This window comes from Persicitalea jodogahamensis (assembly GCF_014651615.1).
GTDB classification, from domain to species: Bacteria; Bacteroidota; Bacteroidia; order Cytophagales; family Spirosomataceae; genus Persicitalea; species Persicitalea jodogahamensis.
In genome coordinates, this window is the sequence record NZ_BMXF01000004.1 from 473,595 (window position 1) to 490,216 (window position 16,622).

At 50.5% G+C, this 16,622-nt stretch carries 11 protein-coding genes and 1 tRNA gene; 7 read left to right on the forward strand and 5 right to left on the reverse strand.

Annotated features, from left to right (window positions below; all coding sequences use genetic code 11):
- The first annotated feature begins 88 nt into the window (after positions 1-88).
- From IE117_RS20385 to IE117_RS20395, 3 genes are all read left to right on the forward strand, one after another.
- A complete protein-coding gene (locus tag IE117_RS20385) occupies positions 89-886 on the forward strand; it encodes a 2Fe-2S iron-sulfur cluster-binding protein (protein WP_229581205.1) in 798 nt (265 codons plus the stop codon).
- 64 nt (positions 887-950) lie between these two features.
- A complete protein-coding gene (locus IE117_RS20390) occupies positions 951-1,961 on the forward strand; it encodes an FAD binding domain-containing protein (protein WP_189566576.1) in 1,011 nt (336 codons plus the stop codon).
- Positions 1,962-1,981: 20 nt separating this feature from the next.
- Positions 1,982-4,102, forward strand: a complete 2,121-nt coding sequence (locus IE117_RS20395) for a xanthine dehydrogenase family protein molybdopterin-binding subunit (RefSeq protein WP_189566578.1) — start codon at positions 1,982-1,984, stop codon at positions 4,100-4,102.
- A 35-nt stretch (positions 4,103-4,137) separates the two neighbouring features.
- Here IE117_RS20395 and IE117_RS20400 read toward each other — a convergent pair whose 3' ends face one another.
- The 3 genes from IE117_RS20400 to rpe form a co-directional block, all read right to left on the reverse strand.
- The gene (locus IE117_RS20400) at positions 4,138-6,189 is read right to left on the reverse strand and encodes an OmpA family protein (protein WP_189566579.1); all 2,052 of its coding nucleotides are present in this window, start codon (positions 6,187-6,189) and stop codon (positions 4,138-4,140) included.
- Positions 6,190-6,349: 160 nt separating this feature from the next.
- Positions 6,350-8,929: a M14 family metallopeptidase gene (locus IE117_RS20405; RefSeq protein ID WP_189566581.1), complete on the reverse strand. Its 2,580-nt coding sequence runs from the start codon at positions 8,927-8,929 to the stop codon at positions 6,350-6,352.
- Positions 8,930-9,003: 74 nt separating this feature from the next.
- Positions 9,004-9,660: a ribulose-phosphate 3-epimerase gene (gene rpe / locus IE117_RS20410; protein ID WP_189566583.1), complete on the reverse strand. Its 657-nt coding sequence runs from the start codon at positions 9,658-9,660 to the stop codon at positions 9,004-9,006.
- A gap of 101 nt (positions 9,661-9,761) precedes the next feature.
- Between rpe and ligA the strand changes: the two genes are divergently transcribed.
- On the forward strand, positions 9,762-11,861 hold the full coding sequence (gene ligA / locus IE117_RS20415; RefSeq protein WP_189566585.1) for an NAD-dependent DNA ligase LigA: 2,100 nt from the start codon (positions 9,762-9,764) through the stop codon (positions 11,859-11,861).
- An 87-nt stretch (positions 11,862-11,948) separates the two neighbouring features.
- Complete coding sequence (gene dapA / locus IE117_RS20420; RefSeq protein ID WP_189566587.1) at positions 11,949-12,830, forward strand: 4-hydroxy-tetrahydrodipicolinate synthase; 882 nt, start codon at positions 11,949-11,951, stop codon at positions 12,828-12,830.
- An 80-nt stretch (positions 12,831-12,910) separates the two neighbouring features.
- Here the strand turns inward: dapA and IE117_RS20425 are convergent, their stop codons facing one another.
- Complete coding sequence (locus IE117_RS20425) at positions 12,911-15,409, reverse strand: M14 family metallopeptidase (RefSeq protein ID WP_189566589.1); 2,499 nt, start codon at positions 15,407-15,409, stop codon at positions 12,911-12,913.
- Between the two features lie 268 nt (positions 15,410-15,677).
- Here IE117_RS20425 and IE117_RS20430 point away from each other — a divergent pair.
- A tRNA-Glu gene (locus tag IE117_RS20430) sits at positions 15,678-15,749 on the forward strand.
- A 216-nt stretch (positions 15,750-15,965) separates the two neighbouring features.
- On the opposite strand, the gene IE117_RS26280 is transcribed toward IE117_RS20430, so the two are convergent.
- Positions 15,966-16,106 (reverse strand): hypothetical protein, encoded by a 141-nt coding sequence (locus IE117_RS26280; RefSeq protein WP_229581207.1) that lies wholly within the window; start codon positions 16,104-16,106, stop codon positions 15,966-15,968.
- 48 nt (positions 16,107-16,154) lie between these two features.
- On the opposite strand from IE117_RS26280, the gene IE117_RS20435 reads away from it, so the two are divergent.
- Positions 16,155-16,493: a hypothetical protein gene (locus IE117_RS20435; protein WP_189566591.1), complete on the forward strand. Its 339-nt coding sequence runs from the start codon at positions 16,155-16,157 to the stop codon at positions 16,491-16,493.
- Positions 16,494-16,622 lie beyond the last annotated feature (129 nt).

Sequence of the window (16,622 nt, forward strand, 5' to 3'; positions counted from 1 at the left end):
TAAGATTTAGTGCTTCGTTATTACTAAATTACTTTCCCAAAAGTACCTACTCCGCTCCCTGATAGGTAGTTTTAGTTAAACCTATTTCATGATTTCTGAAATAATGGACGAAAACAATTCGCAGCAGTTGACCGAGGATGAGAAACAACTTTTCAAGGATCTTATGCCCGAGGATTTAAAAGAGATTCTTGACACCGGGGTCAATAGACGGCATTTCCTGAAATTGATGGCGCTGACAGGTGGTGGGGTGCTGGCGTACCAGTCCGCCGCTGCCGAGCAGGTACTTGCCCGACCGTTAAGCACAGCGTCGCAGGATTTTTCACTGACATCCATTGAAAATGGAGTCGAGGTAGCCTTCAATGTGAATGGCAGCGCCAGAAAGGTCGAGGTAGATTCACGGATGACTTTGCTGGATACGCTGCGGGAAAGGCTGCATCTGACAGGAACAAAAAAAGGCTGTGATCATGGTCAGTGCGGCGCGTGTACGGTGATATTGGACGGTCGGCGTGTCTTGTCATGTCTTACGTTGGCGGCAAGTTGTGAAGGCCGGACGGTCAAAACAATTGAAGGCGTAGCAAATGGCAATCAGCTTCATCCGGTGCAAACGGCATTTATAAAAGATGATGGTTTTCAGTGCGGCTTCTGTACTCCCGGTCAGATTTGCTCCGCGGTAGCGTTGCTGGACGAAGCCAGAAAAGGCGATTTAAGCTACGTGACGGAAAATGTTCAGCGCCCGGTCAAACCTATACAGCTTTCGGAAGAGGAAATCAAGGAGCGGATGTCGGGCAACCTGTGCCGGTGTGGCGCCTATCCCAACATCGTTGCCGCCATTCAGGAAGTTTACAGTGGTAAATCTGTTGAGCAAAGCTGGCAGATGGTTGGCTGACATTATTTTCACCATTTACTATTCTGAGCCTGGCCAGGATATCGATTTGAGCGTAACCGAGAATATGAAACCATTCAAATACACCCGGGCCACAGATGCTGCTTCGGCCACCCGGATAGCTGCTGAAAACCCCAATGCCAAATTTTTGGCGGGTGGCACCAATCTGATCGATCTGATGAAAGAGGACGTTGAGCGTCCAGATGAATTGATTGATCTGACGAATCTGACCCTTTCTCAAATCAAAGCGCTGCCTTCGGGCGGACTTTCGTTGGGAGCACTAGGCAGAAATACGGATGCTGCCAATCATCCTCTTGTCCGGCAAAACTACCCCTTATTGACTCAGGCCATTCTGGCCGGAGCCTCCGGGCAGATAAGAAACATGGCGACGAACGGGGGGAACATGTTGCAACGGACCCGTTGTCCCTATTTCTACGAAGTGTCCATGCCTTGTAACAAGCGCGAGCCGGGCCGGTACGAAGGGGCGTCGGGTTGCGGAGCGCGGGAAGGCGTCAACCGGAATCACGCCATTTTTGGCTGGTCCGAGAAATGTGTGGCCGTATATCCGTCGGATATGGCCATTGCGTTATCTGCCCTGGATGCAATCATTAAAGTCAGCACTCCTGATGGCCGTGAGCGCGATATTTCATTTGCCGATTTTCACCGTTTACCCGGTGATACTCCGGAAAAAGAGACAAACCTCGAGACCGGAGAATTGATCGTAGCCATCGAGTTGCCAAAAAGTAATTTCGCAAAACATTCTTACTACTTAAAAGTACGTGATCGGGCTTCATATGCATTTGCGCTGGTTTCGGTTGGGGCGGCTTTGGAGTTGGAAGGCTCACGTATAAAACAGGTCAGAATTGCGATGGGGGGCGTGGCTCACAAACCGTGGCGGGCACGCAAAGCTGAAGACTATCTAATAGGAAAAGAAACGTCGGCTGAGAATTTCCAGTTGGCCGCCGCCGCCGAAATGGCTGAGGCCCGCCCATTGGAACACAACCGCTTTAAGGTTGAGTTGGGAAAGCGGAGTATTGTCCACGCCCTGGAAATGGCGGTGCGGGGAGGGAAGTCCTGAACATTATCACCTAAGATTTTATGGAAGATGTAAAAAAAATGGTCGGTTCGCCGCTCAGCCGTATTGACGGGATATTGAAGGTCACCGGCAAAGCAGACTATTCGTTGGATCACCCGATCGATAATGTAGCGTATGCTGTGCTTGTTAAAAGCACAATTGCTGCGGGGAAAATCAGGGAGGTCAACTCGGCCCAGGCTGAAAAAACACCGGGGGTACTTGCGGTCATTTCTCACCAAAATTCGCCAAAGCTTAACGAAAAAGGCGGTATAAGGGGAGGTGCTTTGCTGCAAAGTCCTGAAATAAAATTTTTCGGTCAAACTATCGGAATGGTAGTGGCCGAAACCTTTGAACAGGCAATCTACGCAGCAAGTCTGGTCGAGTTCCAATACCAGGAAGCCTCTCCCCAGGTTAATTTTGAGAGCCTTGCATCCAAAGCCATGCCCTCCAAAGACCGTGAAGATGAAAAGCGCGGGGATGCAAGGGCTGCACTCAATCAAGCCAGCCTAAAAATTGAGGAAGTTTACAGTACCCCCATTGAACACCATCATCCCATGGAGCCCCACGCAGCCATTGCCGAGTGGGAAGGTGATCGACTAACGCTATACAGCAGTGCCCAAATTGTGAACGGAGCGCAAAACTCTGCCGCAAAAACGCTCAATATCAAACCGGAAAATGTCCGGATCGTCACGCCTTATATCGGTGGTGGATTCGGCTCCAAAGGCGGGCAATGGGCCAACCTGGTGCTGACCGCGGTAGCCGCCAAGGTGGCAATGCGTCCGGTAAAGCTGGCCCTGACGCGTCACCAAATGGTTAACTCTGTTGGACTCCGGCAGCGGAATCAACAAAAAATCAGTCTCGCCGCCACTGCCGACGGCAAGCTGATGGCCCTGGCTCACGAAACGACGACCCACTCGGCTATCGACGAAGAATTCGTGGAGCCCTGCGGTGATTGTTCAAAGCTGATGTATGACACACCGAATTCGCTGATTAGCTACCGGGTCGTTCCGATGAACGTCATCCTGCCTACTTACACCCGAGGCCCCGGCAAATCCACGGGTAGTTTCGCTTTGGAATCCGGGATGGATGAACTGGCGCATAAGCTTAACATCGATCCGATTGAATTCAGGCTCAGAAACGAGCCGGCGCGTGATCCGTCCAATGGTAAGCCCTGGTCGACGCGGGCAACGGCGCAATGTTTGAAAGAGGGTGCCAAGGCCTTTGGCTGGGAAAAAAGAAAAGCACAACCGCGCCAAAATGAGCAAGGCGATTATTGGGTAGGGCATGGTGTGGCCTGCGGTACTTATCCGGCACATCAAAGGCCGAGTTCAGCCAATGTACTGCTGAAGCGCGAAGGCAGCGTAGTGCAGGCCACCGTTGAACTTGCCGCTGCGGATCTTGGGACGGGTACTTACACTATTTTAGCCCAAACTGCCGCCGATGCTTTGGGGATTCCAGTTGATAAAATTGTCGTCAAAATCGGCGACTCTGATTTGCCACCTGCCGCCGGGTCGGTAGGTTCGGTGGGTGCCATGAGCTACGCCAATGTAGTGAACGATGTGTGCCAGAAAGCCACGGAGGAGTTGATCGCCAAATCGGGAAAGCAGTTTTTTGCCCGTCCAACGGCCGCACAACTGATGGTTTCAGAAAAAATCGAAAACTTTCAGTCCAGCGTTCAATCAGAAGCCCCGGCAAGTGCGGAAGAATACTCTTCCCATAGTTTCAATGCCAATTTTGCCGAGGTTTGGGTTCATAAGTTTACGGGAATGGTGCGGGTCAATCGTTTTTTGGCTGTAACCGGAGCAGGTCGAATCCTGAACCCTAAAACGGCCCGCTCCCAGATCATTGGCGGCAATGTGTGGGGGATTGGTATGGCGCTCACTGAAGAATCTGCCATGGACCCGCGTTGGGGTAATTTTGTCTCCCGCTCTCTGGCTGATTACCACATACCGGCCAATCTGGATATCGGCGAAATGGAAGTGATTTTCATTCGCGAAGATGATACGGCTTCCAACAAATTAGGCGTAAAAGGAATCGGTGAGGTAGGGATCGTCGGAGTGGCTGCTGCTGTGGCCAATGCGGTATTCAATGCTACCGGAAAGCGCGTCAGGGAACTGCCTATAACGCCCGATAAATTGATTTAGTGATGATTTGATAGGCATTTGCTGGCCGAAAACTGTCACATCTTCAGAATAGTGAATTCCACCCGACGATTCCATTGTCGGGTTTCTTCTGTAAGATTTGACGTAATCGGGTTTGCGGGCCCCCAGGCTTTTGTCTGAATCCGCTGCAAACTAATTCCCCGACTATTCAGGAATTTTTTTACCGCCAGAACCCGATCTTCTGAAAGCTTCACGTTTTTCTGCCAGTCACCCACATTGTCGGTGTGACCTTCCAGTAAAATATCCATATTCGGGTATTCAGTCATCATTTTAACGATGCGCTCCATTTCCGGAATTGAAGGCTTCTCCACATCCGCGCTGCTTTGAGAAAACATTATCTGGCTTAGTCGGATTTTTTGCCCCTCTTTGATCGGAATCAAAAGGATATTTTTTCGGATAGTCCGGAAATTAGATTCGTTCGTCAAGTTGACTTCTTCCGTTACGGGAAAGTACCCTTTCTGGTTAGCCGTGATACGATACAACTCCTTCAATGGCAGTATCATTTTATATTCCCCGGTTTCAGGCTCGAAAGAAGCCCGCGCAAATTCCTCGTTGGTTTTCTTGATGTCGGCAACCACGTCGGCGCTCATCAGTTGCCTGGTTTCGGCATCCACTACATTTCCCGAAATAATCGCCACAGGTTCCGGCTTGATTGCTGGAAAGAGTCGAACGCGGAAGATGTCCTCCTCGCCCATGGAATTTTCCATGGAGCTCAGGTAGGCGTAATCGGCTGAGGCGGGAATGTTGAAGTAGCCATCCCACTGCGGCGTGTTGATCGCCGGGCCGAGGTTTTCGGGTTCCGACCAGTTGGTCCAGGTGTCGTCGAGCCGGCGGCTGAGGTAGATGTCACCATTGCCAAAACCACTGAATCCGGCAGAGGTAAAGTACAGTGTTTTGTCATCGGAAGCGATGAAGGGTGATCCCTCATAATCCGGAGTATTGATCACCGTCCCCATGTGCTTGGGCTCCGACCAAGTATCATCGGGTTGCAGAAAACTGACGTAAAGGTCTTTGTTTCCTTCGGTGTCTCGTCGCTGCACCGAAAGTACCATCACCTTCCCTTTGGAGGAAATTGCAAACTCAGTGTACTTTTTCTCGTGTTCGTTGTAGTGGTTTCTGATCCGGCATTCTTTTGGGAAACTCCATCCATCCCGGGTTCGGGTCGACTTGGACAGCCCTTCGATCATGCTGCCATCGGGACGGTAGACATTCAGTAAATAAACGGTCTTTCCGTCAGGCGAAATCCCTGTGATCGCGTTGTCGCCGGTATTATTAATTGGAGCCTTAAGGTTGGTGGCCTCACCCCACACATTGTCGGTTCCCATGCTGGATACCCATACATCCTGGTTATTGGGGTCCCCGATGTTACCATCGTACTTTCCCCGGGTAAAAAACAGCAGGCGACCATCCGGCGATATCACCGGGGCTACTTCCTGCCCTTTGCTGTTGACGGCCTTCCCTAGATTCTCCTTCTGCAAATCCTTGGGTGTATCTGCAGTCAGGTTGATGGTTCCACGCATGGGGGTAGTGGTACTTGAAATGCCGATTGCATCGATCTGATTGAAACCTAGCACCCTGGAAGGTTGCAAAACTACCTTGATGGCATTGACATTCAGGGAGGAATCTGATGGGAAGATGTAGGTCATCCGGCCCAATTCTTTTGAAGGAGAGATAGAGTTTTCCACCAGAAGGTGTTCGCCGGACTTCTCGTCATAAGCAAATACCTTCACGATAGCCCCGGCATTGAAATTCTCGGCAATCGCCACCTGCCGCAACGGGATCGTTTTCTCGAAACCGACCTTTATCCATTCTTCTTCTACCGAATTGACCTGCGCCGGCGACCACGCGCAGGGGCTATTTCCTACGCTTGGCAGTTTGTTGGGATGCCCCAGAATCTGAATAGCGCGGTACTCCTTGCCGTATGGGCCCGGTCGGTACTCTGAGGAGTACCCCAATATTTTGGAAGCCCATTGTTCCTGCGCTTGAATCCCGTTAGAGTACAATAAAACCAAAAGCAGGTAAGAATAAGGCCTCTTGAAAACGAGCCTCCACAGGCTAGCACTGTTCATGAATATGGTGTCCAATGTATTTTGATTTAACGAACCCCGCTTGTGATTCCATACGTCCTCGCACCTGATCAACTATCAAAAGTGGATGATGAAAAATAAGGTAAAATCAAGCCAAAATCAAGCCAAAAATCACCTTTTTGCGGCCGATTGTCAGGCTAAATTACTTCTCCTGATTGCCTGGAGCGGGGGTGGCTATTTTATTTCCGTAGAATAACGCGTTGAAGAATAGCTTTGAGGTCCCCAACCAGGTTCCGCGAAAATTCGGGTTGTCGGAAAACATGATAACGTTGCCCCGCCCCCGGCTGCTGACTAATAATCCTGCCGAGCTGGAAATCTTCTTTAAAGTACCCGGGTGGACATATCCATTCAGCAGCGGATTCGCATCGTACTTTATAACCGTATTGTAGGGGCTTTCAGACACCTCCAGTAGGGTATTGCTATTGCGATAGAGGGCGATAGTACGCTCGGTATATCCAAAGCCGAGCGGGTTGGTATTGTCCAGGTCGGCTGAAAAAATGGCCCCGCCCGTATACCGCGACCCTTCGTTGTCGGAGGCTTTTTCGTAGTCAATACGGACTTTGGTGGCGGTACTGTCTTTCTCTTTCAGTTCCCGGATTTTGCCCTTGGCGATTTGGTTTTTGATCACCCATTCCGAAGCTGACTTGAAGGTTATGAGAGTACCGCCCGCCTCTACCCATGTCGTCACTTTGCCCAGAAATTTGGCATCAGTGGGATACTGGCCGTTGACCATGACCATGACATCATAATCGCTGAGGTTGACACGGCCCATTTGGTCCATATCCACTTTGGTGATTGGCATTCCTACGTAGTTGTCCAGCATGTACCACACTTCTCCCGCCTCGTATTGGCTGGTTCCTGAGCCAATCGGCATCAGGACTTTGGGGGTTTTGACCGTGCCAAAATTATTACTGCCCAAATCCACGCCCTCGGAACTGTATCCGGTATTTACCGAATAGAAATTTACTCCCGTGTTGGTGGAAATGTCTTTCAGTTTGGCAAAAAGGGCATCACTCGATTTCTTCTGGGCTTGCACCGGAATGATCAAAGTACCATATCCGAAAGACCTTTCGCCCTGGTCGGTGGTGATGCGAAAAGGTTTTTGACCGACCTTTACAAAGTACCCCTCCACTAGCAATTGGTACAAAGCCTTGTGGGTGTTAAAGTCTTCCGCCGCGAGCAGGTAGGCGTACCTACTCTGGGTGACGGATTTTGGTTGAAATGCAAGGGCGTCAAATGTCAGTTTGTTGCCCACCGGTACCGACCCTGACTTGACTTCGGCGTGGGGGAGTCCGTACGCCAGCGGCAGGTTCCAGGCCGATGCATCGTAGAAAATGCTATCGGCAAAAGTGACGGGTTTCTCAAAAATGGACTGCACCATCCGATACTGAGGCTGAGTAACCGGAACATAGTACGCCTGGTCCGGTTTGAACGTTTTGCCATTCTGTTTGAATTCCGAATTCAAGGGGTACACCTCGATACGGTGCGAAAGCAACGTATTCAATAAAGCGCGGTTGCGCGCGGGATCCGTTTCTGAACCCACCACATATCCCTTTACTGCACTTTTATTTGCCGATGAAATCGCCGTTTCGAAGAACTCGCGCTGAAATCTGAGCAAGTCCTCACGCTGCGCTACTCCTCCCTTAATCGTGGCGATGGCATTCACTAAGTGGTTGCGAACCGCAAAAGCGAATGTCAGCACCCCGTGCTGACTATCCTGCACATGCCCACGCGAACTACCCTGCTCGAACAGAAAACCAATGCCCCCTTGGATGTCGGGGTAACTTGACCCATAACCGGGATACAAATTATCGAATGATTCCTTTGTATAGTAAAGAGAACCGATCTGATTCATGGCTTCTTCAAAGTACTTAGCAAAAGAGTCGTTCAAGTTTCGGTAAACGTAGCTGGGAACCAGCGGGTTTTCGGCACTCTGCTTGGAAGGCTCAAAAAAATGCGTCGAATTGGTGCCCATTTCGTGATGGTCCGTGACGACATTGGGGTACCATTGGTGGTAGAAGTTAAGGCGGTTGCGACTTTCCCGGTGAACCGCCAGGAACCAGTCCCGATTCAGGTCGAACCAATAGTGATTCACCCTGCCGCTTGGCCAGACTTCGTTGTGTTCGCGGTCATTGGGGTCCGAGACAGGAGGCATTCCCTTGTGCATATTGACCCAGTTGACGAACCGGTCCCGACCATCCGGATTGATGACGGGTTCTATGAAAATCACCGCTTCTTTCAAGGTAGTTTGAACTTCAAAATCTTCGCAGGCAGCCAAATAATACGCGGTAAGGATCGATGCTTCTCCCCCTGACGCTTCGTTGCCGTGGACATTGTAGCCAAGTTGCATCACCACGGGCATTGTCTTTACATCCGGTACTTTGGAAGTCGGGTCAACCAGGGTTAGATGCTGCTTTCGGATATTTTCCAGATTTTTCAGGTTTTCCGGACTGCTGAATGCCACCATGAGCTGAGATCGATACTCGTAGGTGCGCCCTGTGGTCTGAAACTTAACGCGGTCAGATGCCTGACTCAAATACTCAAAGTAGGATACCAGTCGATCGTAGCGGGTGTGCTGTGACCCAATGGAATAGCCCAGAAAAGCATCAGGAGTGAGAATATTGGGGTTGAATTTCTTACCAGGAAAAAAATAGTCGTTCTGAGCCAGCAGGCTGGATAAGGAAAAAAGGAGCAGCAGGAGCGAGGAGGAGATTTTTTTCATATGCAATCGTAACGTTTTAAGGAAACTGACAGGACCGTACCCGGATACCTCGAACGGCGGTTTTATACTGGAAACTAGTCCGTTTCGACACCCTTCAAGGCCTGAATCGTAGCCACCGGATCGTTCGATTTGAAAACAAAGCTTCCCGCTACCAGCACATCCACTCCCGCATCCACCAGGAGCGGGGCATTGTCGAGATTCACGCCTCCATCTACCTCGATATCGAAATTCACCCCGGCATCGGCCCGCAGCTCTACCAGCTCCCGTACTTTCCGATACGTGTTTTCGATAAAACTCTGACCGCCGAATCCCGGATTGACCGACATAATCAAAACCTGAGATACCTCCCCCAATATTTCGGACAAAGAAGCAACCGGCGTGTGGGGGTTGATGGCCACGCTTGCCTGGGCACCCAATTCCTTGATGTGCTGTAAGGTTCGGTGAAGGTTGGGACATGCCTCAATGTGCACGGTAATAATATCGGCACCTGCCTTGCGGAAATCTTCCAGGTAGCGCTCCGGCTCCACGATCATCAGGTGCACGTCGAGCGGTTTTTGGGCGTGCCGTTTTACTGCCGCGCAGACGGGCATCCCGAAGGAAATATTGGGAACAAAGCGGCCATCCATAACGTCGACATGGATGTATTCAGCCGCGCTGTGGTTGATCATTTCAACGTCGCGCTGCAGGTTGGCGAAGTCGGCGGCCAGGATAGAGGGGGCGATTAGGGGCATTTTTATTAGTTTTGAACGAAAATAGGTATTTCTGCTGCGATAACAGCATTGATTAGACTAAGTGGTTGAAAAGTGATTGATTATCAAAAAAATAGGTTTTTATGAACCCCGTTGTTCGAGTTTCTGAACTCACCGAGAAGCTAAATTACTACAACAGCCGCTATTATCAGGACGATGTTTCCGAAGTTTCGGATCAGGAATTCGACTTGCTGTTAAAAGAGCTGGCGGAAATTGAGAAAGAATTTCCAGAACTCAAAAAGGCCGACTCGCCCACGCAACGTGTCGGCGGTACCATCACCAAGGAATTTCCGACGGTCTACCACCGCTACCCGATGCAATCGTTGGACAACACCTACAACGAGCAGGAACTGCGGGACTTTGATGAAAGGGTGCGAAAACTACTTCCGGGGGAAGCGTATGAATACATCTGCGAGCTCAAATTCGACGGGATCTCATTAAGCTTTTCCTACGAAAACGGGGTACTGAAACAAGGCGTGACGCGGGGGGATGGCAGCCGGGGCGACGAAATCACCGAAAATGTGAAAACAATCCGTTCGCTGCCGTTGAGTATACAATCTGAAAATATCCCCTCCGTCTTTGAAATTCGTGGGGAGGGATTCTTGCCTTTGCGGTCGTTTGAGCGGTTGAATGCCGAGCTTGACGCCACGGGCGATGCGCCTTACGCTAACCCGCGCAATGCCGCTTCCGGAGCCTTCAAATTGCAGGATTCTGCCGAAACCGCCCGGCGCGGGCTGGATTGTTACGTTTACTCATTTCTGAGCGATGATGACGTTTTTCAGTCCCACGAAGAAAGCCTGCTGGCTCTGAAAAGTTGGGGCTTCAATGTCTCGCCGGGCTGGAAAAAATGCCAGACTATCGATGAAGCACTTGAATTCATCCACGTTTGGGAAGAAAAACGCTTCGAACTACCCCTCGCGACGGACGGCATCGTATTGAAAGTCAATTCTTACGCCCAGCAACGTGAGCTGGGCAGTACTTCCAAAAGTCCGCGCTGGGCCATTGCTTTCAAATACAAAGCTGAAAACAAACCCGCGCTGCTTCGTTTCGTATCCTATCAGGTCGGGCGCACGGGGGCCGTCACGCCCGTGGCCAATTTGTCGGGGCTACACGAACGCAACAAACCGTACGATAAAGTCAAAGGTGTACACTTGTCAGGTACCCAGGTAAAACGCGCTACCCTGCACAATGCCAACGAATTGGAACGGCTTGAACTCCGCATCGGCGATACAGTATTTGTCGAGAAAAGCGGAGAAATCATCCCAAAGATTACGGCCGTCGATCATACCCAGCGAAATCTTTTCGAAACGGAAACCATTCATTTTCCGACACACTGCCCCGAATGCGGCACCGAATTGGTGCGCAATGAAGGGGAAGTGGCGTTCTATTGCCCCAATGACCGGGGCTGCCCTCCGCAGCTCAGGGGTAAGATCGAGCATTTCATCCAGCGGCGGGCTATGAATATCGATAGCCTCGGCGAGGGAAAAATTGAACTATTGTTCGATAAAGGGCTGATCCATACGGTAGCCGATCTTTATGATTTGTCCTACGACGATTTATTCGGCCTGGAAAAAGACATCTTCAATGAAGAAACTGGAAAGACCAAGAAGATAAGTTTTCGGGAAAAGACGGTTGAAAACATTTTGAAGGGTATTGAAAGCTCGAAAAAGGCTCCATTCAAAAACCTCCTGTTCGGCCTGGGCATCCGGTATGTGGGCGCCACGGTGGGAGAGAAGCTGGCAAACTACTTCCGGACGATGGACGCCCTGATGAGCGCCACGATGGAGGAGTTGGTCAATGTGCCGGAGATAGGCGAGCGCATCGCCCAGAGCGTGAAAGAGTACTTTGCCGACCCTGCTAATCAGGTACTCATCGAACGCCTGCAAAAGACCGGCCTTACATTCGAGACGGACGACAAACCAATCGAAATGGAGGGAAATGCTCTGGCCGGGAAAACCTTTGTCATTTCCGGTGTTTTTCAAAACTTTGGTAGGGATGAGTTGAAAATCAAAGTCGAAGCCAATGGAGGCCGGGTACTTAGTGGCGTTTCCGGCAAGCTAAACTACCTCCTCGCGGGCGACAACATGGGCCCCTCCAAGCTCGAAAAAGCGAAGCGACTTGGGGTGACGATCCTCTCAGAAGATGATTTTGTTGCTATGCTTAACGAGAATTTTGCCAACTGAAATGATAGAATGATTGAATAATTCGCTTTCATTTGCACTACCCAACTTTCTCAACTCTCCCAAATACTCATTCAAAAATTTAAAAAGATGCTTTTCAAAGGCGTGGGCGTGGCCCTGGTGACCCCTTTCAATGAAAATTTAGAAATTGACTTCGATGGACTGAAAAGGCTCATCGATTTTGTTTCCGACGGCGGAACCGATTATCTGGTCGTCAATGGTACTACCGGCGAGTCGCCGACCACGACATTCGAGGAGAAACAGGCACTGCTCAAATTTACAAAGGCGCATAATCCCAAAAAACTGCCCATCATGTTTGGATTGGGAGGGAACGATACCCGGCAGGTCTTGAAAAATATAGCCGCCACGGATTTCGACGGGGTGGACGCGATTCTTTCGGTTTGCCCTTATTACAATAAACCTACTCAGGCGGGGATCATCGCGCATTTCACCGCCATCGCCGATGCCTCACCCGTTCCGGTGGTACTTTACAACGTCCCGGGACGTACGGTGGTCAACATCCTGCCTGAGACCGTTTTGGAATTAGCCGGGCACCCGAACATAATCGGCCTGAAAGATGCCTGTTCCACCATTGAGCAATACATGGAACTTGCCTGGAACGCCCCCAAAGACTTTCTGCTGCTCTCGGGGGATGACAATCTGGTGGTGCCCATGATAAGTGTGGGTTGGCACGGAGTCATTTCTGTCGTCGCCAACGCCTTTCCCAAGGAATTTCACGACCTGACCTGGCACGCCTTGGAAGGACGCTTCGCCGAAGCGGCTGCCTTGCAATTCTCGTTCATTGATTTTGACACGCTGCTCTATGCCGAAGCCAATCCGGTCGGGATCAAGGAATGTCTGTCAATTAAGGGCGTTTGCGGTTCTGAGGTTCGCTTGCCGTTGCTGAAGGCTTCCTCCGGGCTTTCGGAAAAACTCCGGACGGCGATGGCAAGGGAAGGTTTTATAGAATAACGCTCGTCATTTAAGGCGGAGATCGCAATGTAGACCAGCGATCTCCGCACATATTTCTTCACGGAAGTTAATGGTACTTTCTACCTGAAAACGGCATTTCCAAACAACAATTTGCCATTGTACCAGAATCCGCGGAATAGCGGATTGTCGGCCATGTAAATCACCTGACCTCTTCCCATTTCCTGTACCCCAAACACGAGGGTGTTTTTCAATTTCTTTTTGGCATTCGTCCCGGCAAATCCCGCCAGGTAGCTATCGTCTTCAAGGTACCCTACATTCCATCCTTCCGGCAAGTATTCAAAGTCGTAGGTGCTGCGTATTAAGCCGTAATACTCGCCCGAGTACCCAAATGCCAGTGGGTGCGTAGCATCCAGCTTTACCCGGAAGATACTTCCCGGTGTGTCGTCACTCGCCGATTCTCGCTCGCGATTGGCATAGACTTTCAGGGGAGATTCCTTGTCCTTTTTGTCATCCGATTTTTTGGTCTTGATGCCGAAACCTGACTTATCGACAAATGCAGACGCGGCCCTTTCCATGGCGATCAGCCTGCCCCCATTCCGTATCCATTCTTTCAGCTGGTTCAGGGCGGTCTCGCTTAGGATTTTGCCGTAACTACCAGAGGGCATAATCAGGACGTCGATCTCATTCCACGGCATCCGGGAAAAGTTTTCAACCTCCACCACCGAGATCGGGTAGTTTATTTGCTGTTCAAAGTAATGCCACACCTCGCCGAAAGCCAGTGAGGAAACCCCCTCTCCGGCCAGCACAGCCACCTTGGGGGCCGTCAGCGGCGATACGGTGTTCGAGCCAAAATCGGATCCGGAAGTCACGAAACCTGTCTGCACGGGCGTCAGCACAACGTGGCACTCATTGGCAATTTGTGTCAATAGCCGGTCAAATTCCGCACCCATCGCTTCATTTCCCTTACGCGTAATCACCAAAGTACCCTCCCCAAAACTTTGATTGTCGATCTCGAAGGGGACATTGGAGGTGCGTAAGCGGATTTTTTTATCCAGAATTCTGGCCAGAAATTTCAAATCGTCCAGAGAGTTCCAGCGGGCCAGGTAGGCGTAAGGCGCCTGGGCCGGAACCTGATTATTGAAGGTTTGCGGAGTATAGGTGTCGGGGGTTAACTTTTCTTTTAGGCCAAAGGCATCCAGACCGTAAGCGTACGCCAATCCCCAGCTGGTGATGTCATAAGTAATCGAATCTTCCAACTCCGGCCGTGCTTCAAACAGAATTTTGAGCAAGGATGATTTGGGTTGATAGGCACTGATGAGCAGATCGCCCGTTCCGAATTTGCCATTTCCCTCTTTCAAATCCCCCAGATTGGTGGCTTTGGCTGTGAAATCCTTGCCGGCCTGGCCGTAGCGGATGCCTTGCTTGTCCAGCAACTCGATCAAGGCGCGCACCCGTCCTTCGTTGCCTTTGGTCTTCACCACGTACGTTTTAAAAGTACCAATAGGGTCATTCTGGGCTTTGTCATAATATTTTTTGAACTCCTGCACGGTCTGCTCGGCCCGCGACGAAATCGCCTCCAGCGTCGACATGCTGGTGGCGAAGTGATGGTTGATGCGGGAGGAAAGCGTAAGCGTGTCGCCTTCGTCCTCGCGGGCGATGGCCACACCCGCCCGGCCGCCGCCGCCCTGTTCGTAGGTCATACCGATGGCGCCGTTGTAAGTCGGCCAGGTATCGCCGTAACTGGGGTAGAATAGGTCGTAGTTGTTGCGGGTGAAGTACAACCAGTTGTTTTTATCAAAGTACTTGCGGCTGTACGTCCCCAGAATGTTATTGAATTCGCGCTGCCAGCTGGTGATATCCTTGTGAAAAGGCTTGGAGGCTGGCGGGAAGTAGTAGGAGGCAGCAGAACCCATTTCGTGGAAGTCAGCGTGTAAGTGCGGCATCCACTGGTTATACAGCCTGATGCGCTCCTGCGACTCCTTCTGGACCTGCCACGCCCAGTCGCGGTTAAGGTCAAAAAGGTAGTGGTTGGGCCGACCGCCGGGCCAGGGCTCGTTGTGCTCCCACGACCAGGGCGTCGGATTGTTGGGCATGCCCATTACACGGTTGTACCATTGCGCGTAACGGTCGCGGCCATCCGGGTTGATGCAGGGATCGAGCAACACAACCGTATTTTTAAGGATTTCCTGCGTAGTCGGGTTGTTTGTGTTGAGTAGTTCATACATGACCTTCATCACCGACTCCGACGACACCGCCTCATTGCCATGAACGTTGTAGCTCAGCCACGCAATGGCCGGTACCGGGCCCGATGGGCTTCCCGGCAGCATCCCGATGCTTTTCAGATTATCGGTTCGTATGGTCTCGATTCTCGCCAGATTTCCCGGTGAAGCGACCACCGCTACCAACAATGGCCGGCCTTCGTAAGTGGAGCCATAAGGGATGAGCTTGACCCGGTCGGGGTTTTTCTCGGCCAGCGTCCTGACATAGTCGGCGATACGATGGTGGAACGAGAAGCGGCTGCCAAGCGGGTAGCCGAGGAAAGATTCAGGAGTAGGGTTTTGGGCAAATATGGGGCAGGAGGAAGCAAACAGAACCAGCGAGAATACGATTTTTTTCATCGGGGCGATTTAGAATGGCAAAAAGGAGATTCCAAAAATACCAAAAAATGTCGTTTTCGCTGGTCGGGAAGACATCTGCTCTTGAAATATTGAAATTTTTAAAAATAAAGGGGCTGTAAATGAATGCTTTCTGAAATACCTCAATTTTTTTTGTGGGAAGGTTTTGGATATTTAAAATCATCCTACCATCTTTGCACCACGTTTTCAGGAAATGAAAGCGGAATTCGAAAGGAAAGTGTTTTCCATACACGAAAAAAAGGGACCAGTCGGCCCATTCGTCTAGCGGTTAGGACACGACCCTTTCACGGTTGAAACAGGGGTTCGATTCCCCTATGGGTCACGCAAGTGGCTTATTGCCGACACAAAAGGCCCGCTAGAAATAGTGGGCCTTTCTGTTTTTCAGGCTAAGTACCCGATTCGTTTCCGGAAGTAGATTGGACCAATTATCGTGGAACTAAACTACCTCAGTTTCCGCTCAGGAATGAGGGCTTGCGCCAACCCATTCATTTTCTCAAAAATTGTCTTCGAGGAATTGTCTTCGAGGGCATTTTAATATTCAATATTTCACGTGATCTGGTTTTCCTGCAGCAGGAATGCAGCCCATGTTTACCACCTGGAAAATCAACGAGCGAATAAATACCTGTTTGGCAATAAAACCAAGTAGAAATTTCAGAATTTCACTTTGGTTTTTATTCATTTTAAATAACTTTTTATGAGATCAGTTTTCCTTATTCTTGCTGTTTTCATGTCCTCCTACGCAAGTGCCCAGGTAATTGTGGGCGATGTGAACATCAACGACATGCCGGAGGTGAAGTTTTGTGAGATGATAATCGATCATAAATTCCTATCCCCCAAAGTGATGATCAACATCGACTACGGTCAGGAAGCCAAACGAGGCGACGATGGCATGTACGTACTGGACCAGGCTACCAGAAAGAGACGGGAGTTCAATTCACACGTAGCTGCAGTCCAATATATGGAGGCCAATGGCTGGGAATATGTGGATTCGGCTGTTTATAAGGATAACACGATGGATGTGAACGTATACCGCTATCATTTCAGGCGGAAGGAGGGGGAGAAGTAAGAAGGCTGGATTTAACGATAACCCAGCGAACGCATCTTTCCTAACAGGCACGTGGCCGCCGGAGCAGTGTAGCTGGTTTTCACAGCCCTATATACCAATTCTCGATGAGCGAGCAGAATCGAACTGCAG

Bases quoted from the DNA above. Each gene is read 5' to 3' on its own strand.
- IE117_RS20385 (WP_229581205.1), top strand. From the start codon at position 89: ATGATTTCTGAAATAATGGACGAAAACAATTCGCAGCAGTTGACCGAG.
- IE117_RS20390 (WP_189566576.1), top strand. From the start codon at position 951: ATGAAACCATTCAAATACACCCGGGCCACAGATGCTGCTTCGGCCACC.
- IE117_RS20395 (WP_189566578.1), top strand. From the start codon at position 1,982: ATGGAAGATGTAAAAAAAATGGTCGGTTCGCCGCTCAGCCGTATTGAC.
- IE117_RS20400 (WP_189566579.1), bottom strand. From the start codon at position 6,189: ATGAACAGTGCTAGCCTGTGGAGGCTCGTTTTCAAGAGGCCTTATTCT.
- IE117_RS20405 (WP_189566581.1), bottom strand. From the start codon at position 8,929: ATGAAAAAAATCTCCTCCTCGCTCCTGCTGCTCCTTTTTTCCTTATCC.
- rpe (WP_189566583.1), bottom strand. From the start codon at position 9,660: ATGCCCCTAATCGCCCCCTCTATCCTGGCCGCCGACTTCGCCAACCTG.
- ligA (WP_189566585.1), top strand. From the start codon at position 9,762: ATGAACCCCGTTGTTCGAGTTTCTGAACTCACCGAGAAGCTAAATTAC.
- dapA (WP_189566587.1), top strand. From the start codon at position 11,949: ATGCTTTTCAAAGGCGTGGGCGTGGCCCTGGTGACCCCTTTCAATGAA.
- IE117_RS20425 (WP_189566589.1), bottom strand. From the start codon at position 15,409: ATGAAAAAAATCGTATTCTCGCTGGTTCTGTTTGCTTCCTCCTGCCCC.
- IE117_RS26280 (WP_229581207.1), bottom strand. From the start codon at position 16,106: ATGAATAAAAACCAAAGTGAAATTCTGAAATTTCTACTTGGTTTTATT.
- IE117_RS20435 (WP_189566591.1), top strand. From the start codon at position 16,155: ATGTCCTCCTACGCAAGTGCCCAGGTAATTGTGGGCGATGTGAACATC.